At 66.0% G+C, this 24856-nt stretch carries 23 protein-coding genes and 1 riboswitch; of the genes, 7 read left to right on the top strand and 16 right to left on the bottom strand.

Annotated elements, in window-relative coordinates; genetic code table 11:
* Positions 1-53: 53 nt before the first annotated feature.
* The 5 genes from GMST_RS16545 to recC all read right to left on the bottom strand — a co-directional run bounded on the left by GMST_RS16545 (position 54) and on the right by recC (position 11078).
* The gene (locus tag GMST_RS16545) at positions 54-1388 is read right to left on the bottom strand and encodes a DNA recombination protein RmuC (protein WP_183355805.1); all 1335 of its coding nucleotides are present in this window, start codon (positions 1386-1388) and stop codon (positions 54-56) included.
* On the bottom strand, positions 1385-2194 hold the full coding sequence (locus tag GMST_RS16540) for an alpha/beta fold hydrolase (RefSeq protein ID WP_183355804.1): 810 nt from the start codon (positions 2192-2194) through the stop codon (positions 1385-1387). Before GMST_RS16540 ends, GMST_RS16545 begins: the two co-directional genes overlap by 4 nt.
* 166 nt (positions 2195-2360) lie before the next feature.
* Positions 2361-4196, bottom strand: a complete 1836-nt coding sequence (gene recD / locus GMST_RS16535; RefSeq protein ID WP_183355803.1) for an exodeoxyribonuclease V subunit alpha — start codon at positions 4194-4196, stop codon at positions 2361-2363.
* A 388-nt stretch (positions 4197-4584) separates the two neighbouring features.
* Positions 4585-7854, bottom strand: a complete 3270-nt coding sequence (gene recB / locus GMST_RS16530) for an exodeoxyribonuclease V subunit beta (RefSeq protein WP_183355802.1) — start codon at positions 7852-7854, stop codon at positions 4585-4587.
* Positions 7851-11078, bottom strand: coding sequence for an exodeoxyribonuclease V subunit gamma (recC, locus tag GMST_RS16525; protein WP_183355801.1), 3228 nt, complete (start codon positions 11076-11078; stop codon positions 7851-7853). Before recC ends, recB begins: the two co-directional genes overlap by 4 nt.
* 255 nt (positions 11079-11333) lie before the next feature.
* On the opposite strand from recC, the gene GMST_RS16520 reads away from it, so the two are divergent.
* The 3 genes from GMST_RS16520 to GMST_RS16510 all read left to right on the top strand — a co-directional run bounded on the left by GMST_RS16520 (position 11334) and on the right by GMST_RS16510 (position 14845).
* Positions 11334-12374, top strand: a complete 1041-nt coding sequence (locus tag GMST_RS16520; protein ID WP_246399769.1) for a polysaccharide deacetylase family protein — start codon at positions 11334-11336, stop codon at positions 12372-12374.
* Between the two features lie 39 nt (positions 12375-12413).
* Positions 12414-13454, top strand: a complete 1041-nt coding sequence (locus GMST_RS16515) for an endonuclease/exonuclease/phosphatase family protein (protein ID WP_183355800.1) — start codon at positions 12414-12416, stop codon at positions 13452-13454.
* 170 nt (positions 13455-13624) lie between these two features.
* Entirely contained in the window at positions 13625-14845 is a 1221-nt protein-coding gene (locus GMST_RS16510) for an acetate kinase (RefSeq protein WP_183355799.1), read from the top strand.
* 157 nt (positions 14846-15002) lie between these two features.
* Here GMST_RS16510 and metX read toward each other — a convergent pair whose 3' ends face one another.
* From metX to GMST_RS16490, 4 genes are all read right to left on the bottom strand, one after another.
* The gene (gene metX, locus GMST_RS16505; RefSeq protein WP_183355798.1) at positions 15003-16106 is read right to left on the bottom strand and encodes a homoserine O-acetyltransferase MetX; all 1104 of its coding nucleotides are present in this window, start codon (positions 16104-16106) and stop codon (positions 15003-15005) included.
* A gap of 99 nt (positions 16107-16205) precedes the next feature.
* Positions 16206-16306, bottom strand: a riboswitch (SAM riboswitch).
* Positions 16307-16381: 75 nt separating this feature from the next.
* Complete coding sequence (locus tag GMST_RS16500; protein WP_183355797.1) at positions 16382-16552, bottom strand: hypothetical protein; 171 nt, start codon at positions 16550-16552, stop codon at positions 16382-16384.
* A complete protein-coding gene (locus GMST_RS16495; protein ID WP_183355796.1) occupies positions 16549-17412 on the bottom strand; it encodes an NAD(P)-dependent oxidoreductase in 864 nt (287 codons plus the stop codon). Before GMST_RS16495 ends, GMST_RS16500 begins: the two co-directional genes overlap by 4 nt.
* 86 nt (positions 17413-17498) lie before the next feature.
* Positions 17499-18356, bottom strand: coding sequence for a TIGR02757 family protein (locus GMST_RS16490; RefSeq protein WP_183355795.1), 858 nt, complete (start codon positions 18354-18356; stop codon positions 17499-17501).
* A gap of 95 nt (positions 18357-18451) precedes the next feature.
* On the opposite strand from GMST_RS16490, the gene GMST_RS16485 reads away from it, so the two are divergent.
* Positions 18452-18823, top strand: a complete 372-nt coding sequence (locus GMST_RS16485; protein WP_183355794.1) for a pyridoxamine 5'-phosphate oxidase family protein — start codon at positions 18452-18454, stop codon at positions 18821-18823.
* Here GMST_RS16485 and dtd read toward each other — a convergent pair.
* The 5 genes from dtd to dapF all read right to left on the bottom strand — a co-directional run bounded on the left by dtd (position 18816) and on the right by dapF (position 22047).
* On the bottom strand, positions 18816-19271 hold the full coding sequence (gene dtd / locus GMST_RS16480) for a D-aminoacyl-tRNA deacylase (protein WP_183355793.1): 456 nt from the start codon (positions 19269-19271) through the stop codon (positions 18816-18818). The two genes, GMST_RS16485 and dtd, sit on opposite strands and share 8 nt — an antisense overlap.
* On the bottom strand, positions 19268-19786 hold the full coding sequence (locus GMST_RS16475) for an O-acetyl-ADP-ribose deacetylase (protein WP_183355792.1): 519 nt from the start codon (positions 19784-19786) through the stop codon (positions 19268-19270). The genes dtd and GMST_RS16475 overlap by 4 nt, the downstream gene beginning before the upstream one ends.
* Positions 19787-19811: 25 nt before the next feature.
* Entirely contained in the window at positions 19812-20663 is an 852-nt protein-coding gene (locus tag GMST_RS16470; RefSeq protein WP_183355791.1) for a deoxyribonuclease IV, read from the bottom strand.
* Positions 20651-21094, bottom strand: a complete 444-nt coding sequence (locus GMST_RS16465) for an HIT family protein (RefSeq protein WP_183355790.1) — start codon at positions 21092-21094, stop codon at positions 20651-20653. The genes GMST_RS16470 and GMST_RS16465 overlap by 13 nt, the downstream gene beginning before the upstream one ends.
* A gap of 116 nt (positions 21095-21210) precedes the next feature.
* Positions 21211-22047 (bottom strand): diaminopimelate epimerase, encoded by an 837-nt coding sequence (dapF, locus tag GMST_RS16460; RefSeq protein ID WP_183355789.1) that lies wholly within the window; start codon positions 22045-22047, stop codon positions 21211-21213.
* A gap of 133 nt (positions 22048-22180) precedes the next feature.
* On the opposite strand from dapF, the gene GMST_RS16455 reads away from it, so the two are divergent.
* From GMST_RS16455 to larE, 3 genes are all read left to right on the top strand, one after another.
* Positions 22181-22390, top strand: coding sequence for a hypothetical protein (locus GMST_RS16455; RefSeq protein WP_183355788.1), 210 nt, complete (start codon positions 22181-22183; stop codon positions 22388-22390).
* A gap of 107 nt (positions 22391-22497) precedes the next feature.
* Complete coding sequence (locus GMST_RS16450; RefSeq protein ID WP_183355787.1) at positions 22498-22956, top strand: RrF2 family transcriptional regulator; 459 nt, start codon at positions 22498-22500, stop codon at positions 22954-22956.
* A 243-nt stretch (positions 22957-23199) separates the two neighbouring features.
* Positions 23200-24006 (top strand): ATP-dependent sacrificial sulfur transferase LarE, encoded by an 807-nt coding sequence (gene larE / locus GMST_RS16445; RefSeq protein WP_183355786.1) that lies wholly within the window; start codon positions 23200-23202, stop codon positions 24004-24006.
* Between the two features lies 1 nt (position 24007).
* Here the strand turns inward: larE and GMST_RS16440 are convergent, their stop codons facing one another.
* Together GMST_RS16440 and GMST_RS16435 are read right to left on the bottom strand one after the other, a co-directional pair.
* Positions 24008-24445: an Hsp20/alpha crystallin family protein gene (locus GMST_RS16440; protein WP_183355785.1), complete on the bottom strand. Its 438-nt coding sequence runs from the start codon at positions 24443-24445 to the stop codon at positions 24008-24010.
* 95 nt (positions 24446-24540) lie between these two features.
* A complete protein-coding gene (locus GMST_RS16435; protein WP_183355784.1) occupies positions 24541-24714 on the bottom strand; it encodes a hypothetical protein in 174 nt (57 codons plus the stop codon).
* Between the last annotated feature and the right edge of the window lie 142 nt (positions 24715-24856).

Below are 24856 nucleotides of genomic sequence, written 5' to 3'. Positions count from 1 at the left end.
GTGCGCCTCTGTGGTGAGAGCTTTTCCGTTTTGTCCCTGGGCACAGCTACCGGTCAGGCCGTCGGCCCACCATCTTCGAGCCTGGTCCAGACGTCCTCGCTCTCCTCGGGGAGCTCCTTCAGATCCCTGCCCAGCAGCTCGCGGCTCTCGGTGGCCGGCAGCTCTTCGATCCCCTGCATCTTCTTCTGGATGCGCCGGGTCCGGGTGGCGGCGGTGTCGATGCTGGAGGATGCCTCGTCGAGCTTCTTGCGGGTCTTGTCGAGGAGGGTCCCGAAGGTGGAAAACTCGGTCTTGATCGCCCCCAAGAGGCGCCAGACCTCGCTGGTCCGCTTCTCGATGGTGAGGGTCCTGAAGCCGAGACTCAAGGAGGAGAGCAGGGCGGCGATGGTGGTGGGGCCGGCGACGATCACCTTGTACTCGCGCAGGATGCTGTCGAAGAGTCCCGGCCGGCTCAACACGGTGGCGTAGCTCGCCTCGTTGACCAGGAACATCACGGCGAAATCGGTGGTGCTGGGGGGAGCCAGGTACTTGTCGCAGATGAGTTTCGCCATGCCGACCACGGTCCGGTCGAACTGCCGGTTCGCCTCCAGAAGGGTCGCCTGGTTCACCTGCTCCTGGGCCTCGACGATGCGCAGGTAGTCCTCCTGGGGAAACTTGGCGTCGATGGGGAGCCAGAGCGGCTGGTCGTCGCGCCCCGGCAGCCGGACCGCGAACTCGACGCGGGCGTCGCTGCCGGGCTTGGTGGCGACGTTCACGGCGTACTGGTCGGGGGTGAGGATCTGCTCCAGGAGGTTGTGCAACTGCACCTCGCCCAGGGTGCCGCGGGTCTTCACGTTGGAGAGCACCTTCTTCAGGTCGCCGACCCCGGCCGCCAGGTTCTGCATCTCCCCAAGTCCCTTGTGCACCTGCTCGAGCTGCCCGCTTACCTGCTGGAACGACTCGCCCAGGCGCTTTTCCAGGGTCTCGTGCAGTTTCTCGTCCACCGTGGCGCGCATCTGGTCCAGCTTGCGCGCGTTGTCCTCCTGGAGCCACTTGAGCCGCACCTCGACGGTCTCGCGCAGCTTCTCCAGGCGCTGCTCGTTACTGGCGGTGAGGGTCCCCATCTGCTGGGCGAAGCCGTCCAGCTGCCCCTTTTGCAGGGTGGCGATCTCCACCATCCGCTTTTGCACCGCCTCCCCGAACCTCCCCAGGTTGGCCCCCAGCTCCTCCCGGTTGCGGCTCAGCTCGGCCTGGAACATCCGCTCCAGTCTCTCCAACCCTTTTTCCAGCTGGTCGAAGCGTGCCGCACCTGTCTCGCGCCCCTTGAGGGCACGCCAGCAGAAGAGGGCGACCGCGAGGATCGCCAGCAGGAGGATTATGGCGGTCAGCTGAAACAGCTCTGGGTTCATAGGTTTTCCCGGTTCCGGTTCAGGAAGTCGAGGAGTCTGGCGTTGAAGAGTTCGGGCTGCTCCATGTTGACCATGTGACCGCCGCCGGGGATGATCAAGCTCTCGCAGGCGGGGAGGCCGGCCCGGAAGACCTCGACGGCGGCCGGCGAGCCGGCGCGGTCCTCGCTGCCGAAGAGTACCAGGGACGGCTGCGGGAAGCTCGGGAGCAGCTCGGTGTAGTCCTTGCGGTCGCGCATGGCGAGGAGTCCGCCTGCCAGCGCTCCCGGAGCGGTGGAGCGCATCCAGGCAGTGACCTGGGCGATCAGGGCGGGCTGGGTCTGGGAGGTCTCGGGAGCGAAGAGCAGTTCGGCGAAGATCTTGATGATGGGGTTCGCGCCGAGGCGTTCGGCCTGGGCCGCAAGAGTGGTGCGGCGGGCGCGTCCCTCCTCGTCGTCGTCGGCACTCTTGGTGGCGATGAAGCAGGCGGCGCTGACGCGCTCCGGGTAGCGCTCCAGGAGGTCGCAGAGGATGTAGCCCCCCATCGACATCCCGCCGACCACGACGCGCCTGAGGTCCAGCGCGTCGAGCAGGCCGATGATGGTGTCGGCGAACGCGTCCATGCTGTAGCCGGCAGCGGAAGGCTCGCTGCCGCCGAAGCCGGGAAGGTCCGGTGCGATGACCCGGTAGCCGGCTTGAGAAAGCGGTCGGATCTGCGCCTGCCACATCTGGCGGTTCAGGGGAAAGCCGTGCATCAAGAGGACGACGGGGCCTGTCCCCTCGTCGAAGTAGGAAAGAGTGGTTCCGTTCACCTGTGCTTTATGATCCATTGGTTCTCCACGTGGTTTTGTTGTATCGGTCTGTCACAAGGCGGGAGTGCAGCGGACGGCTGGATTCATCGACTGCGGGTGCTGAAAGAGCCTAGAACCACGAGACGAGCGCTAGCGGGATCGCCGATTGTCTGCGAACCGCCTCTCATTGTCAATTAGTCCATTGTCAACTGTCAATTGATCCCTTGCCCCAAAGCTTCTCCCTGAGTCCCGACCTCCTGACGATCTGGCGCTCGACGGCGGTGCAGAAGAGGTCGTCGGTTGCCAGGATCTCCACGCTCTTCTTGGCGCGGGTGATGGCGGTGTAAACCAGCTCGCGGGTGAGCAGCGGGAGGTCGCGGTCGGGCATCAGCAGAAGTACCCGGTCGAACTCGGAACCCTGGCTCTTGTGCACCGTCATGGCAAAGGCGCACTCGTGCTCGGGGAGCCTCAGGGGGAGCACCTTGCGCATCCCGCTGCCGCTGGGGAAGAAGGCGCGCAGCTCGCCGCCATTTTCCGGATCCGGAAGCACCAGGCCGATGTCGCCGTTGAAGAGTCCCAGGTTGTAGTCGTTGCGCGTGATCATCACCGGCTCGCCCGCGTACCAGCGCCCCCCGGGCTTGATGAGCCCCGACTTGGCCAGGCGCTCCTCGACGAGCCGGTTCACGGCCTCTACTCCGAACGGGCCGCTGCGCATGGCGCACAGGATGCGGAACTCGCCGAACCTGGCGAAGGCGGCCTCGGCTGAACTCTCCGCGAGGTAGGGGGCGTAGCCGTCGAGGATCCGTGCGGCGAGCGCCTCGCCCAGCTCTGCTGGAGCCGGCGCGTCAGCGAGGCAAAGGTCGCTAAAGGCCTCGTCGCGCAGCGCCTGCAGTGCGGCGGGGCCGTTACCGACATTCACCAGCGCGCTCACCTTGCCGATGCCGCTATGCTCGGAGAACCGGTAGCTCTTGCGGAGCAGCACGACGGCGTCGCCCAATTCGGAGCGCCCTGCGGCCCCTTCAGGAGCTCCCGCCCGGGCGAACCCTGGCTCCTCGACCTCCACGTGATCGCCGGAAAGCTCTGCGGCAAGCTTTGCGAACGCCCCGGAAAACTCGTTGACCGCGCCGGTGTTGCAGATGTCGCCCAAAACGGACCCCGCCTCGACCGAGGCGAGCTGGTCGCGGTCGCCCAGGAGGATCAGCCGGGTGTCCTGGCGCAGGGCGTCCACCAGTTTCGCCATGAGCGGCAGCGAGACCATGGAGGCCTCGTCGACGATGATCACGTCGTAGGGGAGCGGGTTGTCCCGGTGGTGCCGGAAGCTCGCGGATCCCTTCAGGTAGCCGAGCAGGCGGTGGATGGTGGAGACATCCTCGGGGATGAGGGCGCGCAGTTCGGCGGCGCAGTCGATCCCCTGCACGATCGACTCCTTGAGCCGCGCGGCGGCCTTGCCGGTAGGGGCGACCAGCGCGATCCGGCAGTCGCGCCCACCCATCAGCTCCAGTAAAAGCGCGAGGACCTTGACCACGGTGGAGGTCTTGCCGGTTCCCGGGCCGCCGGAGATCACACAGAAGCGCCTGGTCACCGCGGCGAGGGCCGCGACCCGCTGCCAGTCGGTCGCGCCGGAGGCGCTGGCCGGGAAGAGTCGCGCCAATCCGGTGGCCAGGATGTCCCGGTTAAATTCGACGGCGGCGCCCCGCGCGAGGATGGCCGCGGCGAGCTGGTCCTCGTAGCGCCAGTAGCGGTGCAGGTAGAGGCGGTTCGCCTGGTCCAGGATGAGCGGGGCGAACTCCCCTGGTGCGCCGACCGCCGCGTGCCCGCCCAGGCTCTGCGCCCAGGACTCCAGGTCCTTGACGCCGTACCCCGCGGTGCTGCCGTCGGCGAGGGCCCCGGCGAGGTCGAGGCAGACGTCGCCGGCGACCACGCCCCGGCTCAACAGGGCTGCCGCGCACCAAAGCAGCTTGTCCTCGCTGCCGGCCTGGCGGCAGATGAAGGAGGCGAACTGCCGGTCTATGTCGTTGAACTGGATAGCTTCGGGAGTCATGGGGCTCTCGTTATCGGTTTTTGCTTTTTGTCTGGGGCCCGCCTCGGCTAAATCCCCCTTGTCCCCCCTTCGCAAATGGGGGAACGTTGGGGCGCGCGGCGGTGCTTCGTGGAACGAATTTCCGAGTCGGGGCGCGGAGCGTCCGGGGTGGCGTTCCCACGCTGGAGCGTGGGAACGAGTTTACCAGGCTCTATGGACCTCCCTCCCCCCTGGCGGGGGAGGGTCGGGGTGAGGGGGACGTCAGTCCCAAATGCGTTTCGTTGCAGCGGAGCTTCCGGCTTCCCCCACCCCCCTGCCCCCTCCCGCAAGGGGCGGGGGAGCAACCCCGGGGACATCAATTTAAGATGCCGCGACAGGCTGGCGGCCTCGCTCGTCCGTGCCGGTCCCGTTAAAACTCGAACGAGGTCTGCACGGGCTTCGCCGGGGCGGGGTACACCTGGTGCCCGGACGGCTCGTGGTGCGCACTCCCCAACAGCGCCTCGGAGAGTTCCTCGATGAGCCGCCTGGGGGGCCGGTCGGCGAAGATGCCGTTGCCGGTGCCGTCCACCCCGCGCAGGAAGATGTAGAAGATGCCGCCGAAGTGTTCCTCGTAACGGTAGCCCGGGACGCGCAGCCTCAGGTAGTTGTCGAGGGCCACGGTGTAGAGCAGGTACTGCAGCGGATAACAGCTCTCCTCCATCTCGCGCCGCATCCCGGCCATGTTGTAGGCGCCGGGGTGGTTCCCCAGGTGGTTCGACTTCCAGTCCAGGATGTAGTAGCGCCCGCCGTGCTCGATCACCAGGTCCATGAAGCCGCGCAGCATCCCCTCGAGCGGCGCAAAGGAGAGCCGGCCGAAGAGCCCGGCTAGGTCGACCGGGAAGGTGAGCCCGGCTAAGCGGGTGACGGCTTCGCGCAGCCGCTCGGAGGTGACCCGCGTCAGCGGGAAGAAGAACTCCAGCTCGCTCAGGCGCCGCTCGGTGCCGATGGCATGAAGCGCAAAGCCGTCCTTGCCGAGCGGGGCGGCGAGGACGCTGCGCACCATGGAGCAGACCGCGCCGTGCCACTGGGGATCGAAGGCGTGCTTGGCGAGCTGTTCGCTCACCAGCTCCTCGAGTCCCTCGAGCCTCGCGAAATCGAGCAGCTCGAAGATCTCGTGCAGGAAGATACCGGCCTTGGCCCCCTTGGGGAAGGCGAAGATCCCGCTCGCCTCGCCCCCCGGCTCGGCCTGCCCCCTGCTGCTCCCCTCGTCGCGGTCCGGCAGCTCCCCCGGGCCCTGGTGCTGGTGCGAGGCGAGCGAGGTGAAGCTCGCCACCCGCCACTCGCGCGGGATGCTGCCGGTAAATTCCCTGACCTCGAACTGTGCGGCGGGCTCGGGGGGGGGCTGGTAGGGGACCTGGTCCGGGTCGGGCAAGGCGAGGACCTCGATCGCCCCCTGCGAGCGCTCGGCCAACTGCCCCAGCTGGTCCAAAAGCGCCTGGTCGCTCAGGGTGACCTGGCCGCGGGAGACCGGGGCCTCGGGGTGCAGCAGGTAGTGGAGCGCGCTGTCGCCGGCGTCCTTGAAGGCGCCCCAAACCAGGTAGGTGCGGTGCTTGCCGCGGGTGAGCGCCACGTAGAGCAGGCGCAGGCTCTCGGCCAGGCTCTCGCGCCGGGCGATCTCCTGGTGTTCGCTCAGCCTCTCGGACCCTATGTCCAGGACCACGCTGCCGTCCTCGGCGTGGAACAGGGCGGTGGGATCCTTGCCGGCGTACTCGGCCCAGCTGAAGGGGAGAAAGACGATGGGGTACTCAAGCCCCTTGCTCTTGTGGATGGTGACGATCTGCACTGCAGCCTCGTCGGTCTCCAGCCGGATCTCGTGTTCCTCGCGCTTGGGCTGCTCGGTGATGCGGCAGGAAAGCCAGGCGAGTACCCCCTCCATGCCGAGGCGCCCCTCGATCTGGGCCTGGTGGATGGTCTCCACGAGGTGCAGCACGTTGGTGAGCCGGCGCTCGCCCAGGGGGGCCCCCAGGAGCCGGCCGCGCACCCGGCGGCGCTCCAGGAAGCGGAGCATCATGGCAAGGCAGCCGCTTTGCGCCCAGATCTCGTGGTAGCCGCGGAACTCCTCGAGCACCTCCTCCCAGGCCCGCTCGTCCTCGGCAAGGCTTGCGAGCTCGGAGCCGCTCACCCCGGACAGGTCGGTGGCGAGGGCCCCGCGCAGGAGCGCCTCGTGCCCGGGCTCGGAGACCGCGGCAAGCACGGTCAAAAGTTCGCTGGCCTCCTCGGACTCGAAGAGGTTTCCCGCGGAGCAGAGGACGCTCGGGATGCCGCGCCGGGTCAGCGCCCGCTGCATCTGCTTCGCCTGGCGGTTGGCCCGCACCAGGACTGCGATGTCGCCGGGGACCACGCGCCGCTCCCCGATTTTCAGGGTCCCCTGGTCGCCTTGGCGCAAAAGCCGCGCGATCTCGGAGGCGACCGTCTCGGGGAGGAGTTCCCCCGCCTCCCCCTTGTTGATCGGCTTACCCGGCTCGCGCCGCGGGGTGAACCAGAGCTTCAAGGGGGGCTCGTGGTCTCCCGCCACGGAGAGGAGGGAGAGCTGCCGGGGGGCCGCCTGCACCGGGCTGAAGGGGATCTCCTCGAAGAGAAAGGGGGCCTGGTGCGAGGCGAAGAGGGTGTTCACGCCGCGGATCAGGCTCGGCTCCGAACGCCAGTTCTCGACGAGGGTGTGGCGCTTCTCGGTGGCCTGCGCCGCGCCTATGTAGGCGAAGATGTCGGCGCCGCGGAAGCTGTAGATCGCCTGCTTGGGGTCGCCGATCAGGAAAAACGGGGTGTCGGCCTCGACCGGGAAGATGCTGTCGAAGATGGCGAACTGCACCGGGTCGGTGTCCTGGAACTCGTCGATGAGGGCCGCCTTGTAGCGCCCGCGGATCAGTGCCGGGAGCGAGGAGCCGGGGCGGGTGACGGCGGCGTGCAGGTCGAGCAGGAGGTCGTCGAAGGAACGCACGTTTTTCAGGCGCTTGCGGCCGGGAAGCTCGCTGGCAAGAAAGTCGAAGAAGCCGCGTCGTAAGGTAAGGAGCCACTGCTGGGTGTCGCCGGCGGCTTGCGGGGGGGCCGGGATCACGCTCGCGAAGGGGTCGGCGGCCAGGCGGCGCGCCAGGCTCAACAGGGCGTCCGGCGACAGCCCGGCGTCGTGGGCGGCGGCGATCCGCTCCAGGGGGGCCCCGTAGCAGTTGATGCGCCAGTAGTCCTGGGCGATCTCGGAGAGGAGCGCCGCCTGGTCGGTCAAGAGCTCCGTGTCGCACAACGAGCCGCTTTCGAAGGGGTTCTCCTGCAGGGTGCGCTGGCAGAAACCGTGGATGGTGAAGATGGCCGCCTCGTCGAAGCAGCGCAGTGCGTTGGCGAGCAGGCGGCGCGCTTGGGGGCGGTCCGCGCACCTTTCCAGGAGACCGTCCAGGAGCGGATCGCTGGTCTCCCCGCTTTCGAAGGCGAGCTCGGCCTCCTTCAGGCGCTTGCGGATCCGCTCGCGCAGCTCCTTGGTGGCCGCCTCGGTGAAGGTGACCACCAGGATCTCGCCGACCGGCAGGCGCAGTTCCAGCACCAGGCGCAGGAAGACCCCGGCGATGGCGAAGGTCTTGCCGGTGCCGGCGCTCGCCTCGATGAGGTTGCGGCCGGCCAGCGGGGTACCGATCAGGTCGAAGCGGTTCATGAGGCGCTCCCCCTTTTGGCCCGGCCCGTCTGCGAGCCGAGGTAGGGCCCCCAGACCCGGAGGGCGAGTTCCATGAACTGGGCGTCGAGCGGGACCTGGTCGCCGAAAAAGCGCCGGATGTGCCGGTCGCTCGCCTCGCCGGGGAAGAAGTCGCTGCCGTGCCACTTGCCGCGGGCGTCGGCCAGGGCCCGGGCGGCCTTCTTGGGGTCGCGGGACTTCTTGGCGTACTCGAGCGAGGTCTCAGGGAAAAAGTGCAGCGGCTGGGTCATCCCCTCCTGGTAGAGCGCGACCAGTTCGGCGAGGAGTTCACCGGCCTGGGCTATGGGGGGAAGCTCGACCCTGGTGTCGGAGGCGAGGAAGCAGGAGCTGCGCGGGTAGCCGTCGGCCCCCTGGGCGTTCAACGCCAGGTGCTCGACCCAGAGGCGCAACTGGTCCTTGGGCTTTAGCTTCGTGTAGCGGTAGAGGACCAGCCGGTCGGAACGCAGCGAGCCCAGGCGCCCGGTGAGCCGCACTTCTCCCAGCTTCAGGTCGATGTCGAGAGGGGGAAGGGGGGTGCCGCCCGAGGCCTCGGCGACCGCGGCGGTGAATTCCACCGCGGGGCCGCTCAGGCTCTCGAAGAGGGCCTGGCCGCAGACGCCGGGGGGGAGGTCGCCGCGCCCGCAGGCGACCGCGAAGGGGAGCGCCGCCTCTTCCCCCTCGAGAAGGGCCGCGACGATCTCCTGCTCCAGCTGGTACTTAACGAGCGAGTTCAGGTTGAAGGGCTCCACCTCCTCCAGGGGTTCCATCCCCTCCTCGACCCGTATCCCCAGGCGCCGGCGCAGCAGCTCGCGGGCCGGGTTGCACAGAAAATCGACGAGCCCCTTCAAGGTGAGCTGCTCGCTCTCCGGCCAGGTGGGGAGCGCCCTCTCCAGAAACGGCGGGAGGCTGCGCTGCGGGGCGAGCCGGGCCAGGGCGCCGCGGAAGTTCTCCTGGGAATAGCTGAAGAGCCCGGGGGTGCCGTTGAAGTACCTGGGGCTGAAGGGCTGCAGCGGGTGGCGCTGCACCGCCCCCAGGGGGGTGCCGTCGGGGTGGCGGAAGGCGCGCGCCAGGTAGTCGGTGAGCTCGCTCACCAGGACCGAGGGGGGGAGCTCGCTGTTGTCCTTGATGCTCTGCCCCACGAAGCTCAGGTGCAGGCGGCTGCGCGCCGACAGGAGCGCCTCGAGGAACAGGTAGCGGTCCTCGTCGCGCGGCGAGCGGTCCCCTCGGCGCGGCGCTGCGGCGATCAGGTCGAAGCCGCGCGGCGGGTTGCGGCGCGGGAAGGCGCCGTCGTCCATCCCCAAAAGCGCCACCACCTGAAACGGTATGCTGCGCATGGGGAGCATGGCGCAGAAGGTGACACCACCGGTTAAGAAGCCGAAGCCGCGCTCGGCCTTTTCCAGGCGCTTGGTGAGCCAGTAGCGCACCACCTCGAGGGAGAGTTCGCCGGCAAAGCTGCCGGCCTTGGCCTGCTCGCCGAGCCTCCCCACCAGCTCGGAGAGCGCCACGAGTTCCCGCTCCCCTGCCTCGTCCACCTCCAGGAATTCGGCCAGCAACTCGCGCAGGGTCTCCACCCAGCTTTCGGCGCTGCGCGGCCTCGCCAGTGCGCGGGTCTTCTCGAAGAGCTTCTCGCAGAAGCTGATGAAGCGCCCAAGGACCAGCGCCTCGGCCCCCTCCAGGTCGTCGAAGGGGAGGATCCCGTTGAAGAACCGGCGCCCCTCGCCGTTCATGGCGTAGCCTAAGAGGAGCCGGTCCAGGCCGGCCTGCCAGGAGTTCTCCCGGAAGGGAGGGAGCCCCTGCTCGCCGCGCTGGGCGGCGTCGATCCCCCAGCGGATGTTGGCGGCGCGCAGCCAGTCACGCACGGTGTCGAGGTCCTCGCCGGAGAGCCCGAAACGGCGCGCCACCGGGGCCGCCTCCAGGATGTCCAGCACGGTCGAGACCCCGTAGCGCCCGCCGCAGAGTTTCAGAATGGCGAGCAGGGCCTGGGCGGTCTCCCCCTCGTTCATCAGGCTGCGGTCGGCGATGGAGTAGGGGATGCGCACCTGGTCGTTTTCGGGGGTGCCGAAGACCGCGCCGATGTAGGGGGCGAAACGCTCGATGTCCGGGGTCATCACCAGCACGTCGCGCGGCGCCAGGGCGGGCTCGTCCTCGAAGAGGGACAACAGCGTGTCGTAGAGCACCTCGACCTCGCGCAGCGGCGAGTGGCAGGAGTGCACCGTGAGGGAGAGGTCGTCACGGGAGATCTCGCGACGGACGGCACCCGGCTCCACCAGGTCGAGGATGTCGCGCTGCACCCGGTTTAGCAGGGTCTCCTCGGGGATCTCCTCGAAGAGGTCGGCGCGCTCGGGGTCCCCGCAGTCCTCGATGATCGCCTCGAAGAACTCGCGTCCCAGTTTCCCCCAGGAGGCGAGCAGCGGGTTGCCGGTCTCGTACCACTCCTCCTCGGCAGCCCCGCGCTTGTCCAGGCGCGCCAGTTCGCGCTCCGAGACGATGTGCCCCCAGTACTCGCGGCAGGGGTTCAGGAGAAAGAGGTTCACCTCGGCCTGCCGGGCGACCCGGGCCAGCACCTCGAGGTGGAAGGGGGGGAGGGTCGGGATGCCGATGAGCGAGATGCGCGCCAGAGCCGGCGAGGGGGTGGCGCTCCCCAACTGGCGCAGCTCGGCCAGGAGCCGTGATCTGTGCTGGTGCGGCTCTCCGGCCACCAGGGCCCGCCAGAGCTCCCCCTGCCACCCGCCGTCCAGGCCGTCCTCCCAGGCCAGTACCAGCTCGGGACGGTAGACGGTGTAGCGGTCGAAGCTGTCGGCGACCCGCTCGGCGAGCTGCAGGCGCTTAAGCCCCGCGCGGTCGTCGGCCAAGTAGCCACAGATCTCCTCGAAGCCGGGCTCCGCAGCCTTTTGCTCCAAGAGTTCCAAAAGCTTCCAGGTGAGCACGTCAGGGGTGAAGACGGGGGCCTCGGCGGGGGAACCCGGGATGAGGTCCGCGAAGAGGGTCTCCACGATCTTGGTGGGAAAGGGGAACTCGCAGTTGGCCCAGACCCCGACCCGGCGCGCCAGCTCCATGGAGAGCCAGCGCTGCATCCCCTTGCTCTGCACCACGATGAGCTCCTTGGTGAAGGGGGTCGCCGGGGCCGGGCGCGGCTGGCGCACCACCCCCTCGAGCTGGTCCACCAAAAGCTCCATCCGGTTGCTGGTGTATATCTTGAGAGGCATCGGGATCCCTTGCTGCGGGGCGGGGAGTGCTGGCCGGTCGGCGGGGTGCCTCGCGGATTAAAGAGCTAGAACGATAGCATATCGCTGCGGCGCTGTCTTGGGCAAAAGTGAGCAGGATGCTGCAGGAAGGGGGTGCAGGTTGCAAAGGGGGCGGGATCAAGTATATTCATGCATTGGATATTTTTAATGCTCAACAGGGCTTTAACAGTCCAGCCTGCGGCCGCCGTGTCAGGCGCAACGCATCCCGGAGCGACCATGAAACTCATCAGCGAAGAGACCATTTCCCGCGCCTATTACAAGGTGAAGCCGCTGTTGTCACGCCGCATGCAGATTGCCATCAGGGCGCTGGTGGCGCGCCAGAAGCGCAGGCTCTACCGGGAGGTCTGGCCTATCGACAGCGCTGCCGGGAGCGTCCCGCCGCAGTTTGTCGGGTGGCCCAACGGCAAGCTTTTCTCGGTGGTGCTCACCCACGACGTCGACACCGCGCGCGGGGTGGCCCGGACCCGGCAGCTCATGGAGCTGGAGCTGGAGATGGGGTTTCGCTCCTCGTTCAACTTCGTGGCGCACGACTACCACCTCCCCCCGGAGCTGCGCAACCTCCTGGTGGAGCACGGCTTCGAGGTGGGGGTGCACGGGCTGGAGCACAACCGCAGCCTCTACGACTCGGCCACGGCGTTTGCCGAGCACGCCAAGGGGATCAACGGCTACCTGAAGGAGTGGGGGGCGGTGGGGTTCAGGTCCCCCTGCGTCTACCACAACTTCGAGTGGCTGCACGGCCTCAATATAAGCTACGACGCCTCGTCCTTCGATACCGATCCCTTCGAGCCCCAGTCCGATGGCGTGAAGACCATCTTCCCGATCCTGCAGAAGGGGGAGTACCCGGCGAAGGGGTACGTGGAGCTCCCTTACACGCTCCCCCAGGACTTCACCCTGTACATCCTGTTCGGCGAGCGCAACATCGAGACCTGGAAGAAGAAGCTCGCCTGGATCGCCGAGCATGGCGGCATGGCCCTGGTCAACACCCATCCCGACTACATGTGCTTTGACGGCCGGCCCCGCTTCGACGAGTACCCGGTGGGGTTGTACCGCGACCTTTTGACGCACATCCAGGGGGAGTACCGCGGCGAGTACTGGCACCTTCTACCGCACGAGATGGCGACCTACTGGAACGTGATCTCGGGGATGGCCGAGCTGAAGGCCGGGACCGATACCGTGCTCCCTGCAGACGGCAATCTCAACGTGACCGTGGCGGTGCCCCCGTTGGGCACATCTCTGCTGGAGAAATCGAAACTCTAAGGTGCCGCCCTGCCCGGTTACCTCTGCGGAGAGACACTCTTGAAACTCCCCTGGCTGATCGCTTTAAGCTCGCTCTACCTCGCTTTTCTCACCCTCATAACCCTCCTCAATTGGACCGGCGCCGACCGATACTGGTTCGGCGCCCTGAACCTCTACCTCCCCCAGGCCATGTGGGCGCTCCCCGGGCTCGCGCTCGCGGTGCTGGCCTGGCGCGGGGAGCGCTTCTGGGCGCTCGTCCCCCTTTGCTGCGTAGTGTGGGTGCTGGGCCCGCTCATGGGGGTGCGCTGGTCGGGGCCGCCGGCCCAGGCTGCCGCGCAGGGGGCGAGCCTTAGGCTTATGACCTGGAACATCAAGTACGGCAGCTATCCCCTCGAGCCGCTTTTCGAAGAACTCGACCGGAGCCGGCCCGACGTCGTCCTGTTTCAGGATGCCGTCGGCGCGCTCGGCGGCACACTCGCGGGGTACCTCCGGGACTGGCAGGTTTACAGCCACGGCCAGTTCGTTATCGCGAGCCGCTATCCCCTCTCGGACCTGGAGGTGCGCGAGCTGCCGCGGGCCGGGGAGGGGCAGGAGTACCTGCGCTGCCGGCTTCACCTGGGCGAGCACGCGGTTGCGCTGTACAACGTCCACTTCAAGACGCCGCGGCGCAGCCTGAACGAGTTTCGGACCGCCCGCAAACGTCCCTGGTATCTCCCCAAGGCGATCGAGGCTTTGAGCCACAACGCGGAGACCCGGCAGTTGCAGGCGGCTGCCGTGGCCCGGGCCCTGAAAGAGGAGAGCGGCCCGGTGCTGGTGGCCGGCGACTTCAACGCACCGGTCGCCACCCGGGTGGTGGGGATGCTGCGCGAGCAGGGGCTGAAAGATGCCTTCGACGAGCGCGGCCGGGGCTACGGCTTCAGCTACGGGCAGCTCCTCTTCAAGCACCGCCTCCCCTGGCTCAGGCTCTCCTTCATGCGCATCGACCACGTGATGTCGAGCCGCGAGTTCGGCACGCAGCGCTGCTGGACCGGGACCGGGCGCGCCTCGGACCACCGGCCGGTGCTGGCCGACCTGGTGCTGTTACCCGGCCCCCGCCGGTAACCCCAAGGGTGAGCCCTTGCATTGTGGGAGCCGGCGTGGTAGTTTGCCTATTTTTACCACCTTCGGTACTCCGGACCCCGCCTCACCCCCCCGCACCACCCGCACCGGATACCCCTCAAGGGCGGCTGGCTGCGCAGCTGGCAAAGCCGCCCACGAATCGGAGTAGCAGCATGTTAATCCTTACCCTCAACTGCCGGAGATACTCCGTGCAGTACCAGCTTTTCGACTGGCGGCACCTGGTCTCCCTGGCGGCCGGGAGCGTGGAGCGCATCGTGGTCGGCGACTCCTTCATCACCCACGAGGTCCCCGGACGTCTGCCGGAGCACCGCGAGCGGGACTGCCCGGACCACCGCAGCGCGCTGCAGCTCGTCCTCGACACCCTGACCGACCCCAAGGTCGGCGTCCTCACCAGCGCCGCGGGGATCAAGGGGATTGGGCACCGCGTGGTGCACGGCGGCGAGAAGTTCACCCAGTCGGTGCTCATCGACCAGGAGGTGGTGGAGACCATCGAGGAGATGGCCAAGCTCGCACCGCTGCACAACACCCCGAACCTGGCCGGGATCCGCGCCGCGCAGGAGCTCTTGCCGGAGGTCCCCCAGGTCGCCATCTTCGATACCGCCTTCCACCAGACCATGCCCGAAGAGGCCTACATGTACCCGCTCCCCTACGAGTGGTACGAGAAACACGGCATCAGGCGCTACGGCTTTCATGGCCAGTCCCATCTCTACGCGGCGCGCCGCGGTGCGGCACTGGCCGGCGTGGAGCAGGACCGGGCCAACCTGATCACGGTCCACACCGGCGACGGCGTGTCGCTGTGCGCCATCCGTGGCGGCAAGTCGGTCGATACCAGCATGGGGCTCACGCCGCTCGAGGGGGTGATGATGGGGACCCGCTGCGGCGACATCGATCCCGGCATCATCCCGTTCATGATGAACCAGGCCGGGGTTTCGGCACCGGAGATCGATCTCTTCATGAACCAGAAAAGCGGCGTTGCCGGCATCGTGGGGCGGCGGGTGAGCCGGCGCATCGTCATGAACGAGGCGAACGACGGCGACGAGCGCTGCAGGCTCGCCCTCGAGATGGAGGCCTACCGGCTGCGCAAGTACCTGGGCGCCTACATCGCGGTGACCGGCAAGCCGGACGCCATCGTCTTCACCTACGGCGACGGCTGGGCCGACTGGCCGGTGCGCGGCCTGGCCCTGGCCGGGATGGAGCAGTTCGGGATCAAGCTGGACACCGAGCGCGACCTCTTGGCGCTCATGGGGGGCCAGGAGATGCTGATCAGCGCGGACGACTCGCAGGTGAAGGTGTTCGTGCTCCCGACCGGCGAGGACATGGTGCTCAACGAGGACGTCGCGACGATCCTTGGCTGGCGGGACCTGCCCGCCTAAGGGGCCGGCTGCCGGCAAGACGGAGTTCCTCCCTCCCCTTTTGGGAGAGGGGAGATCCGGACAAAGAAGGACATGCAAAAAGGGGCTCCCCGAGTGGTGGGAGCCCCTTTTTAGGTACGGGCTTGCTGCTTGCGAAAATGTGCCTCTGACGGTTCCCCTAGAACTTCACCTTGGCGAGGAACTCCTGCACCATCGGGGTGAAGGTCTCGTGCTCGAGCAAAAAGGCGTCGTGGCCGTAGGCGGAGGTGATCAGGTGGTACTCGACCGGTTTGCCGAGCTTCTCGAGGGTGGTGACCATCTCCTCTGTCTGGGCCGGAGGGTAGAGCCAGTCGGAGGTGAAGGCGAAGAACTGGATCGGGGCGCTGACCGGTGCGAAGGCCTCCTCCATCGACTCGCAGCCGCTGGCGACGTCGTAGAGATCGAGGGCCTTGGCCAGGTAGAGGAAGGAGTTGGCGTCGAAGCGGTCCACGAAGTTGTAGCCGTTGTAGGTGAGGTAGCGCTCCACCTCGAACTGGCCGAAGAAGTCGAACTGGCCGTCGCGCGCCGAGAAGCGCCGGTCGAACTTGCTCGTCATCGACTCGTCGGACAAAAAGGTGATGTGCCCGATGCCGCGGGCCAGGGCGAGACCGTCCTTGGGGTTTTTGCGGTACTCCCCCTTTTTCCAGTTCGGGTCGTTGAAGATGGCCCAGCGGGCCACGGCGTTGAGCGAGATGGCCTGCGCGGAGGGGCGCGGCGTACTGGCGAGCACCACGGCGCAGGCGACGCGCTCGGGGAACTGGGTGGCCCACTCGAGCGCCTGCATCCCCCCCATGCTCCCGCCCAGGCAGCAGAAGAGCCGCTCGATGCCGAGCTGGTCCAGGAGCAGGGCCTGGGCGCGCACCATGTCGCGCACCGTGATCACCGGGAAGGAGAGGTTGTAGCGCTTGCCGGTCTTGGGGTTTATCGAGGTGGGGCCGGTGGAGCCGAAACAGGAGCCGATCACGTTGGAGCAGATCACGAAGTAGCGGTCGGTATCCAGAAGCCGCCCCGGGCCGACGATCTCGTCCCACCAGCCGGCGCGTTTTTCTTCCGGAGAGTAGCGTCCGGCCAGGTGGGCGCTCCCGGTCCAGGCGTGGGTCACCAGGATGGCGTTGGAGCGCTCCTCGTTGAGCGTCCCGTAGGTCTCGTAAGCGATCTCGATCGGCCCCAGGATGCGGCCGCTTTCCAGGCGCAGTTCGGTGTCAAAACGTGCCAGTTGTTCAGTTACTAAGCCGTAGGACATGTCTCTCTCTTCGACGCGCGGCGCGCCGCCTTAAAACAAAAAAGCCCCGTCTCACATGAGAGAAGGGGCTTTTGGGGTGTCGAAACGTATCCAAGCACCTTCTCATCTTCGCCTTTCGGCAGGATTTAGCACCTGGCGTCCCACGGGGACCGGTTGCTGTGGCTTCAAAGGGCCTTTCCCTCCACCACTCTCGATAAGCAGGTCTTACTATTTAATTTTGAGGCAGAATAAGTCGAGCCGCCCCCGTTTGTCAACGGCAAAGTACCGGTGCCGGGCTAGAGGTCCCTGCGGTACTTGACCAGGAGGTAGAGGCAGCAGATCCCGGCGGCTCCCATGAGGAGATCGCGCCACCAGGGGACCGGTTTCTCCAGGGTTGCATAGATGACCGGATCGAGCAGGGCGCTGGTGAGCAGACTGACGCCGCCGAAGCTCAAGAGCCACTTCATGAGGTTATGGCCTGGAACACCGCGCTGAAGTCGTCATCGGAGAGCCCGAGCGCCTTCGCCTTCTTGAAGGATTCGTTGGCCGTCGCGGCGGCGAAGAGCGGCTGCCCCAGGGCATCGCCGAGCGCGACGGCGAGCCGCATATCCTTTTGCATGTGCTTCAAGGGGAAGGCCGGCGCGAAGTTCCCCTGGACGATCTGGGCCCCTTTCAGCTTGAACATCGGGTTTGCCAGGGCGCCCGCGTCGAGGACGTCGAGGAGCGAGCTGCTCCTGAGTCCCGCCTTGGCGGCGAGTGCCAGCCCCTCGCAGAAGATGGTCATCATGCCCCCCATCACCATGTTGACGATGAGCTTCATGCGGGCGCCGTTGCCGAGTTCCCCCAAAAAGAGGCATTTCTTCCCCATCTTCTCCAGGGCGGGGAGCGCCTCGTCGAAGAGTTCGCGCTCGCCGGCCGCGAGGATGATGAGCGTGCCGTCTTCGGCGGGCTTCTTGCTCCCCGAAACCGGGGCCTCGAGAAACCTCCCCCCCTTGAAGGCGATGGCGGCGCCGATCTTCTGCGAGGTGGCGGCGTCGACGGTCGACATGTCGACGTAGCCGCGCCCTGCGCCGATCCCCTGCAGGGCGCCGTCGGGTGCGAAACAGACCGCCTCGGCGGCGGCCGGGTCGGCCAGCATCGCGAAGGTGACGGCACAGGAGCCGGTTACCTCCGCGGGGGCGGCGGCGACCTTGGCGCCCAGGGCGGCGAGTTCGGCGCACTTTTCGGGTGAGCGGTTCCAGACGGTGACGGCGAAACCGGCCTTGAGCAGGTTTTTGGCCATGGGGGCGCCCATGATGCCCAGGCCTAGGAAGCCGAAGCTTTGCATTTGTTGTCCCTCCTGTGATGGGTAGTAGCATCGGTCCGATCGGTCGCATCTGACTGATCGGGCTGATCAAATGATGATGTGGCTGGCTAGCGCTCGCCTTTCGGGCAAACTTCGCTGATCGGGCACTTGAGGCAGGCTGCCAGGTCCTTGCCGTCGCACCCCTCGGAGATGCCGAGGTGGCACAGGGCAAAATCATACTTCACCGGGTCGGCCGGGTCCAGTTCCCGGAGACGTGCGGTGATCTCGCGGGCCATGCGCCAGTTCGCCTGTTTCCGGCTGGTGAAGCCCAAAAACCGGCAGATCCTCTGGATGTGGGCGTCGACCGGTATGACCAGCTGCGCCGGGCTTAGCCCCTGCCAGAGCCCCAGGTCGATCCCGTCGGCCGGGCGCACCATCCAGCGCAGGAACATGCAGAGCCTCTTGCAGGCGCTGCCGGAAGCGGGCGAGGGGAAGAAAAACGGGAAGTAGGAGTCGACCGGGATTCCCTTGCCGCCGAATACCGGCGCGTAGTCCAACCCCTTCAACGCCTCGGTCGCGCGGGAGAGCAGCCCCGTCATGTCGGCCTCGGTCTCATCTTTAAACTGCAGGAACCACTGCTCGACCGAGCCGGCCTCACGCAACATGGTCTGGCTGGCGAGGAGCAGCGCGCAGAGGTCGCGGCCGTCGTTGAAACGGTGCTTGAAGCCGGCAAAACGGCGCAGTTCCCTCTTCGCCTCGAACCGCTCCACGAAACGGCGCGGCGCGGGCCCCAGGGCGGTGAAGATCCCCTCCAGGCTGCGCAGGATGATCTTCACGTTGCCGTAGGCAAAGGCCGCGGCGATCAGCCCGACCACCTCCCGGTCCCGCGGGTCCGGATAGCGGTGACAGAAGGAGAGCGGGTCGTTGGCCAGATGGACCTGTGAGCGCCCGGCGTAGAGCTCATCGAGTATGGTTTTAAGCTCCACGGTCGGTTTCCTCTGGTAAAGCCAAGTGGACATTTGTCAAGCACGCGATAGATTAGCATAGGTAGTTTGAGCGCTGAAAGTAAAAAGGGGGCGGCATGAAACTAGCTGAATTGTTTCCGGAAGGAGGACGCGGCATCATCGCGACCGCGGATGCCAAGGGGGTGGTGAACCAGGCGGTGTTCGCCGTTCCGCACGTGATAAATGAGGAGACCCTGGCCTGGGGTTTCTCGGAGGGGCGCAGCCTGTTGAACCTGCGGGAGAACCCGCAGGCGAGCTACCTGTACCTGGCGCCGACCCGCGGCTACAGCGGCTGGCGGCTTACCCTGACTGCAAAGAAAGAGGAGCGGGAGGGCGAGGTGCTGGTGAGTATCCGGGAGGGAGCTCGAGACGCGGCCGGACCGCAGGCGGGGGCCGCGCTTGCTGCGGTGGTCTACTTCAAGGTGGACGAGGTCCGCCCGCTCATGTAGCCTTCTTGGCCGGCGATTCGAGGATGAAGGTCACCGGCCCGTCGTTCACCAGGGAAACCTCCATGTCGGCCTGGAAGATGCCGCTTTGCACGGGCACCCCAAATTCCCACACCTTTCCCATGAAGTAGGTATAGAGGCGGTTCGCCTCCTCCGGATCGGCCGCCGTGTCGAAGGAGGGGCGCCGCCCCTTGCTGCAGTTCCCCGCCAGGGTGAACTGCGACACCGCCAGCATCTCCCCTTTGACATCCTTGAGCGCCAGGTTCATCTTTCCGGTTTCGTCGGCAAAGATCCTCAGGTTGACGATCTTCTCCGCCATCCAGTCGGCCTGCGCCAGGGTGTCCCCGATCTCGACGCCGAGGAGCACCAGGACGCCCGGGCCGATCTCCCCGGCAACCCTCCCCTCCACCCGCACCCGCGCTTCCGTTACCCGCTGGATCACCGCCTTCACGAACGTACCTCCTGAAACGCGTCCTGATAGGCCCGTTGGGCCTCGTCCGAGAACGCGACGAAATAGACCTTCTTAAGCTTGGGATTTTCGGCCAGGGCAGCCCGGGCCTCTTCGACGGCGATGCGGCAGGCCTCGAGGAGCGGGTAGCGGTAGACCCCGGTGCTGATGGCGGGGAAGGCTACGCTGGAAAAGCCCTGCTGCCGCGCGATGGCAAAACAGTTCCGGTAGCAGCTGCGCAGCAGTTCCGGCTCGCCCTGCTTCCCACCGTGCCAGACCGGGCCCACGGTGTGGATCACGTGACGTGCCGGGAGCCGGTACCCCTTGGTGAGCCGCGCCTCGCCGGTCGGACAGCCGTTCAGGGTGCGGCACTCGGCAAGAAGCTCGGGTCCCGCGGCGCGGTGGATCGCGCCGTCCACGCCGCCGCCCCCCAAAAGCGAGCTGCTGGCTGCGTTCACAATGGCGTCCACCGCGAGCCGGGTGATGTCTCCCGTGACAATTTCGATCCTCTCCGGCATGGCTTCCCCCGTGACTTGTGTCAGATCAGGTGCCGATCAGGCTGCGCAAGAGCTTCAGGTTGACCCGGTCCATCTCGTCGTCGTCCCCCTTCGGGGTCTCCAGGAACTTCGGCACCGCGACGAAGCGCTCGTCGTTCAAAAGGAGCCGGAAGGTCTCGAGGCCAAGGGCACCGGAGCCGATGTGTTCGTGGCGGTCCACCTTGCAGCCGAGCCCCTTCTTGGAGTCGTTCAGATGGAAGGCCTGGACGTTTTCAAGCCCCACCGCCTGGTCCAGCTCGTCGAAGCTGCGCAGGTAGCCGTCGCGCTCGGAGATCGGATACCCCGCGGCGAAGGCATGGCAGGTGTCGATGCAGACCCCGAAGCGCTCCTTGAAGGAGGTCCCTTCGATGATCGCCTTGAGGTGCTCGAAGCGGTAGCCCAGGTTGGTCCCCTGGCCGGCGGTGTTCTCAAGGAGCACCTTTCCGGTGAACTGCGGCACCTGGGTGAAGAGGTCGTCGAAGGCCTCGCAGATGCGCCGGATCCCGACCGCCTCGCCGTCGCCGTTGTGGGAGCCGGGGTGCATGACGATCTTCCTGATCCCCAGGCGGGCGCAGCGCTCCATCTCCTCACGGAACGCTACGAGGCTCTTGTCGCGGGTCTCGCCGGGTGCCGCGGCCAGGTTGATCAGGTAGATGTCGTGGCTTACCACGTCGGCGATGCCGCATGCCGCGAGCTTCTCCTGGAAAAGCCGGGCGTCCGCTTCGGAGACCATCTTGCCGCGCCACTGGTTGGCATTCTGGGTGAAGAGCTGGATCGCGTTGCAGGTGGCCGCGACCCCGCGCTCGGGGGCGTTGTAGATGCCGCCGGCGATCGATACGTGTGCGCCTAACAGGTCCACGGAAACTCCTTGTTCAGCTGGGCTTTGATCGCTGCGGCACGCTCGCGGTACTCCTGCGGGGTAAGCAGCAGCTCCTGGTGCGGCTCGCTCCAGTGCGGGCGGGGCCAGAGGGGGTCGCTGGCGAAGCGCGGCACGATGTGCCAGTGCATATGCGGTGCCATGTTCCCCAGCAATTCGTAGTTGATTTTATCCGGGGCGAACAGGTTGTAAAGGACCTGCGCCACGGCGTTGACCTCGGCCATGACCTGGTTGCGCAGCACCTCGTCGAGGTGGAACAACTCGGTGACGTGGTCCTTGGCGAAGACGAAGCAGTAGCCTTTGAAGAACTGGTCGCGGTTCAGGGACACCTTGGTCTGGGTGAGTTCGATGACCCGCTGGTCGGGGTCGTCCTGCCACTTGGTGCAGATGGGGCAGTTGGGGACGCTGCTCACGGGGGGCTCCTTGAAAAAAACCGGCTGCCCCGAAAGGGCCGGGGCAGCCGGTGTAGTGGACAGTGCAGACTCGAAAAAAAGTGCTAGACGCCGGAAGACGGCGCCGGGAGCAACGGCTAGATCGCGATCTCGCCGCTAAAGACCTCGACCGCGGGGCCGGTCATGTAGATGTTGCCGTCTTCGGCCCACTCCATCTCCAGGTCGCCGCCGGAGAGGTGGTTCAGGATCTTCTTCTCGGTGAGCCCGTTCAGGACGCAGGCGGCGGTCACCGCGCTGGAGCCGGTGCCGCAGGCAAGCGTCTCGCCGGCGCCGCGCTCCCAGGTGCGCTGGCGGATTTCGGTGCGCGAGATGATCTGCACGAATTCCACGTTGGTGCGGCGCGGGAACAGCTCGTGGTTCTCGATGAGCGGGCCGTACTTCTCGACCTGGAGGTTCTCGACGTCGTCCACGAAGATCACGCAGTGCGGGTTCCCCATCGAGGCGCAGGTGATGTTGAAGGTGGAGTGCAGGATGTTGAGCGGCACGTTGATCACCTTTTCCGCGGGGCTCCCCTGCATCGGGATCTCGGCACGGGTCAGGCGCGGCGGTCCCATGTTGACGCGCACCTTGTCGACCTTGTTAGCGGCGTTGGTGAAGAGCTGCAGGGTCAGGATCCCTGCGCCGGTCTCGGCGGTGATCTCTTTCTTCGCCACGATGCCGTGGTCGTAGGCGTACTTGGCGACGCAGCGGATGCCGTTACCGCACATCTCGCTCTCCGAGCCGTCCGAGTTGAACATGCGCATCCTGACGTCGGCCTGGTCGCTCGGCATGATCAGGATGAGGCCATCCGAGCCGATGCCGAAGTTGCGGTTGGAAACCTTGACGGCCACCGCCGCCGGGTCGGCCACCTGCTCCTCGAAACAGTTCACGTACACGTAGTCGTTGCCAGCGCCCTGCATCTTTGTGAATTTCATATGAAAAGCCCCCGATTGGTAGTATCTCTCTCTAATAACAAAATCCGCAGACGCCAACAAGAAAAAACCGGCGTCCTTGACCTCGCCGCATCCTTTTAAGTAAGATCGGAAAAAAACGGCGACCGGAGGGGATATGGAAATCAAGAACAAGATCTGGATGAACGGCAGCCTGGAGTGGTACGCCTACCTGGGCAACGACGAGGTCTTCCTGGGCGCGCGCGAGGTTCCTATGCCGCTTGAGGAGGGGGACACCTGGACCAACCAGTACGGAGACGTCTTCAAGGTGGTCGACGCGGAGATCGTACGGCAGGGGAGGGTGGAGCCGCCGCAGCGCTACTGGTAAATCCTTAGGGCTTCGTGTGGGATGCTGCGCGCCATCATGTATATATTCTTGACATGATATCTGTGGTACTGTAGTCTCGCCTTAACTACCGAAGCGGGGGACTACCCATGAGACTCTCCACCAAAAGCCGTTACGGGCTGAGGGCACTTTTCGACATAGCATACAACGCCGGGAGCCAGCCGGCCCAGATCCAGGACATCTCGCGTCGCCAGGACATCTCGCCGCGCTACCTGGAGCAGATCTTCCAGGGGCTCAAGAAACACGGCATCCTGAAGAGCAAGCGCGGGCCGCAGGGTGGCTACTGCCTGGCGAAGAGCCCGGAGGAGATCACCGTGCGCGCGGTGATCGAGGCGACCGAGGGGGACACCCTTCTGGTGGACTGCACCGGCCGCAAGAAGGGGGAGTGCAGCTTCGACGGAAGTTGCGTGACACAGACGGTCTGGGAGGAGTCCAACGCGAAGCTGAACGAGTTCTTCGACTCGGTCACCCTGAAGACGCTCTGCGAGCGCGGCGAGTCCCTGGGCATCAAGCGCGAGCAGGACCACCGCTTCATGTACTTCATCTAGCAAAAGCCGCTCGGCACATCCGTGCCGGCACTCCAAGGAACTACCGGATCCCCATTGCCTAGCCGCTTTTGGGGATCTGCTTTTTTCAGCAGCGCCACTTGACGGGACGGCCGCGAGCTGCCACCATCTTGCGGCCGCTTCCGGTTGCAGTCCGTAACCAAAGGGGACAGGACCTGGTGGAGCCAGTCCCCGGCCGGCGGCAGCTCAACTACCAACCAACATCCGATAATCGGGAGGACCTGGATGGAAACCCTGGATCAGAAATACGAAAATCTGCAGAACCTGCTGCGCGAGCTGGGCTCGGTGCTGGTCGCCTTCTCCGGCGGGGTGGATTCGACCTTCCTGCTCAAGGTGGCGCAGGATACGCTCGGCCCCGAGCAGGTGCTGGCGCTCACCGCCACCTCGCCGACCTATCCCGAGTCGGAGCTCGAGGAGGCGAAAAAGCTCGCCCTTTCCATCGGCGCCCGGCAGATCCTGGTGGAATCGAACGAACTGGAGATTCCCGGTTTCAGCCACAACCCGAAAAACCGCTGCTACCACTGCAAACACGAGCTCTTCAGCCTGTGCCGCGCCAAGGCGGGGGAGGCGGGCCTGGCGGCCGTCCTCGACGGCAGCAACACCGACGACCTTGGCGACTTCCGCCCCGGGCGCACCGCGGCGGGCGAGCTGGGGGTGCGCTCACCGCTTTTGGAGTCCGGGTTGAGCAAGTCCGAGATCCGTGAACTGAGCCGGCGCCTTGGGCTCCCCACCGCCGAGAAGCAGGCCTACGCCTGCCTGGCGAGCCGCTTCCCGTACGGGACCGAGATCACCGAGGGGCGCCTGAACCAGGTGGAGCGCTGCGAGGAGTTCCTGAAGAAGGAGGGGTTCACGGTGTACCGGGTGCGCTTTCACCAGGAGACCGCCCGGATCGAGCTCTCCGATAAGGAGCTGGAGCGCCTCCTGGATCCCGAGCTGCGCCGGCGCACCCTGGAGTTCTTCAAGGCGGCCGGCTTCACCTACGTGGCGCTCGATCTCCAGGGGTACCGCACCGGGAGCATGAACGAGTCGTAAGCTAGAGCTCGACGGTGATGCCGGCGCTGTGACTCGAGGTCTTGGGGATGGTGATGGTGAGGATGCCCAGATCGCAGCTGATCGCGATGTTGTCGCGGTCCAGGTCGGGCGAGAGTGAGAAGGAGCGCTGGAACGGGCCGAAGTAGCGCTCGATGCGGTGGAAGTTCTCGGTAAGGATCTCGGGGCGGTGGCGCCTTTCCCCCTTGATGGTCAGGGCGTTTTCCTCGACCCTGATCTCGAGGTCTTTCTGCTCCAGGTCGGGAACCTCGACCTTGATGGTGACCGTGCTATCGTCCTCGTAGATGTCCGCCGGCGGGAGCCAGACCCCTTCGCGCAGTTCGTCGCCGACCTCGCGGGTCCAGGCCAGGTCCAGAAGCCGGTTCATCTTGTCCTGCATGGTGCGCAGCTCGTTCAGCGGGTTGTACTTGACGATCGCCATCACTCACCTCCGGTGGTACCTACTGTCTCAGAAATTAAAGGGGGAGGAGGCTGAATGTCAACCCCCTCCCCGATATTAACTGGGCTGGCTGCCCGTTATATGCGTTTTCCTTTTGGTACGGTGTGCTTGAGCTTCTTGGATCCGTCGTAGAGATGCTGCTTGGTCAGTTCTCTCTGTGCTTTGAGGTCTCTTCTTTCATAGTCGATTTCCAGGTTGAGTTCCGCTTGCTGCGCCAGTTTGTCAATCCTTACTTCTTCGCTCTGTACCATGCTGACTCCCCTTTATAACCTGGTTGTTGACGTTGACGCGACTGTCTACTGACCCTGAACACCCCCCTTTTTGAGTTTCCCAAATCATAGCAGTTATGCCGGGTATTGCAACAACTTTCGCCTTGAAGGACGCGTGCTTATG

The organism is Geomonas silvestris, from assembly GCF_014193515.1.
GTDB lineage: Bacteria > Desulfobacterota > Desulfuromonadia > Geobacterales > Geobacteraceae > Geomonas > Geomonas silvestris.
This window is presented reverse-complemented; position numbering and strand designations above follow the sequence as displayed.

Bases quoted from the DNA above. Each gene is read 5' to 3' on its own strand.
- GMST_RS16545 (WP_183355805.1), bottom strand. From the start codon at position 1,388: ATGAACCCAGAGCTGTTTCAGCTGACCGCCATAATCCTCCTGCTGGCG.
- GMST_RS16540 (WP_183355804.1), bottom strand. From the start codon at position 2,194: ATGGATCATAAAGCACAGGTGAACGGAACCACTCTTTCCTACTTCGAC.
- recD (WP_183355803.1), bottom strand. From the start codon at position 4,196: ATGACTCCCGAAGCTATCCAGTTCAACGACATAGACCGGCAGTTCGCC.
- recB (WP_183355802.1), bottom strand. From the start codon at position 7,854: ATGAACCGCTTCGACCTGATCGGTACCCCGCTGGCCGGCCGCAACCTC.
- recC (WP_183355801.1), bottom strand. From the start codon at position 11,078: ATGCCTCTCAAGATATACACCAGCAACCGGATGGAGCTTTTGGTGGAC.
- GMST_RS16520 (WP_246399769.1), top strand. From the start codon at position 11,334: ATGAAACTCATCAGCGAAGAGACCATTTCCCGCGCCTATTACAAGGTG.
- GMST_RS16510 (WP_183355799.1), top strand. From the start codon at position 13,625: ATGTTAATCCTTACCCTCAACTGCCGGAGATACTCCGTGCAGTACCAG.
- metX (WP_183355798.1), bottom strand. From the start codon at position 16,106: ATGTCCTACGGCTTAGTAACTGAACAACTGGCACGTTTTGACACCGAA.
- GMST_RS16500 (WP_183355797.1), bottom strand. From the start codon at position 16,552: ATGAAGTGGCTCTTGAGCTTCGGCGGCGTCAGTCTGCTCACCAGCGCC.
- GMST_RS16495 (WP_183355796.1), bottom strand. From the start codon at position 17,412: ATGCAAAGCTTCGGCTTCCTAGGCCTGGGCATCATGGGCGCCCCCATG.
- GMST_RS16485 (WP_183355794.1), top strand. From the start codon at position 18,452: ATGAAACTAGCTGAATTGTTTCCGGAAGGAGGACGCGGCATCATCGCG.
- GMST_RS16475 (WP_183355792.1), bottom strand. From the start codon at position 19,786: ATGCCGGAGAGGATCGAAATTGTCACGGGAGACATCACCCGGCTCGCG.
- dapF (WP_183355789.1), bottom strand. From the start codon at position 22,047: ATGAAATTCACAAAGATGCAGGGCGCTGGCAACGACTACGTGTACGTG.
- GMST_RS16455 (WP_183355788.1), top strand. From the start codon at position 22,181: ATGGAAATCAAGAACAAGATCTGGATGAACGGCAGCCTGGAGTGGTAC.
- GMST_RS16450 (WP_183355787.1), top strand. From the start codon at position 22,498: ATGAGACTCTCCACCAAAAGCCGTTACGGGCTGAGGGCACTTTTCGAC.
- larE (WP_183355786.1), top strand. From the start codon at position 23,200: ATGGAAACCCTGGATCAGAAATACGAAAATCTGCAGAACCTGCTGCGC.
- GMST_RS16440 (WP_183355785.1), bottom strand. From the start codon at position 24,445: ATGGCGATCGTCAAGTACAACCCGCTGAACGAGCTGCGCACCATGCAG.
- GMST_RS16435 (WP_183355784.1), bottom strand. From the start codon at position 24,714: ATGGTACAGAGCGAAGAAGTAAGGATTGACAAACTGGCGCAGCAAGCG.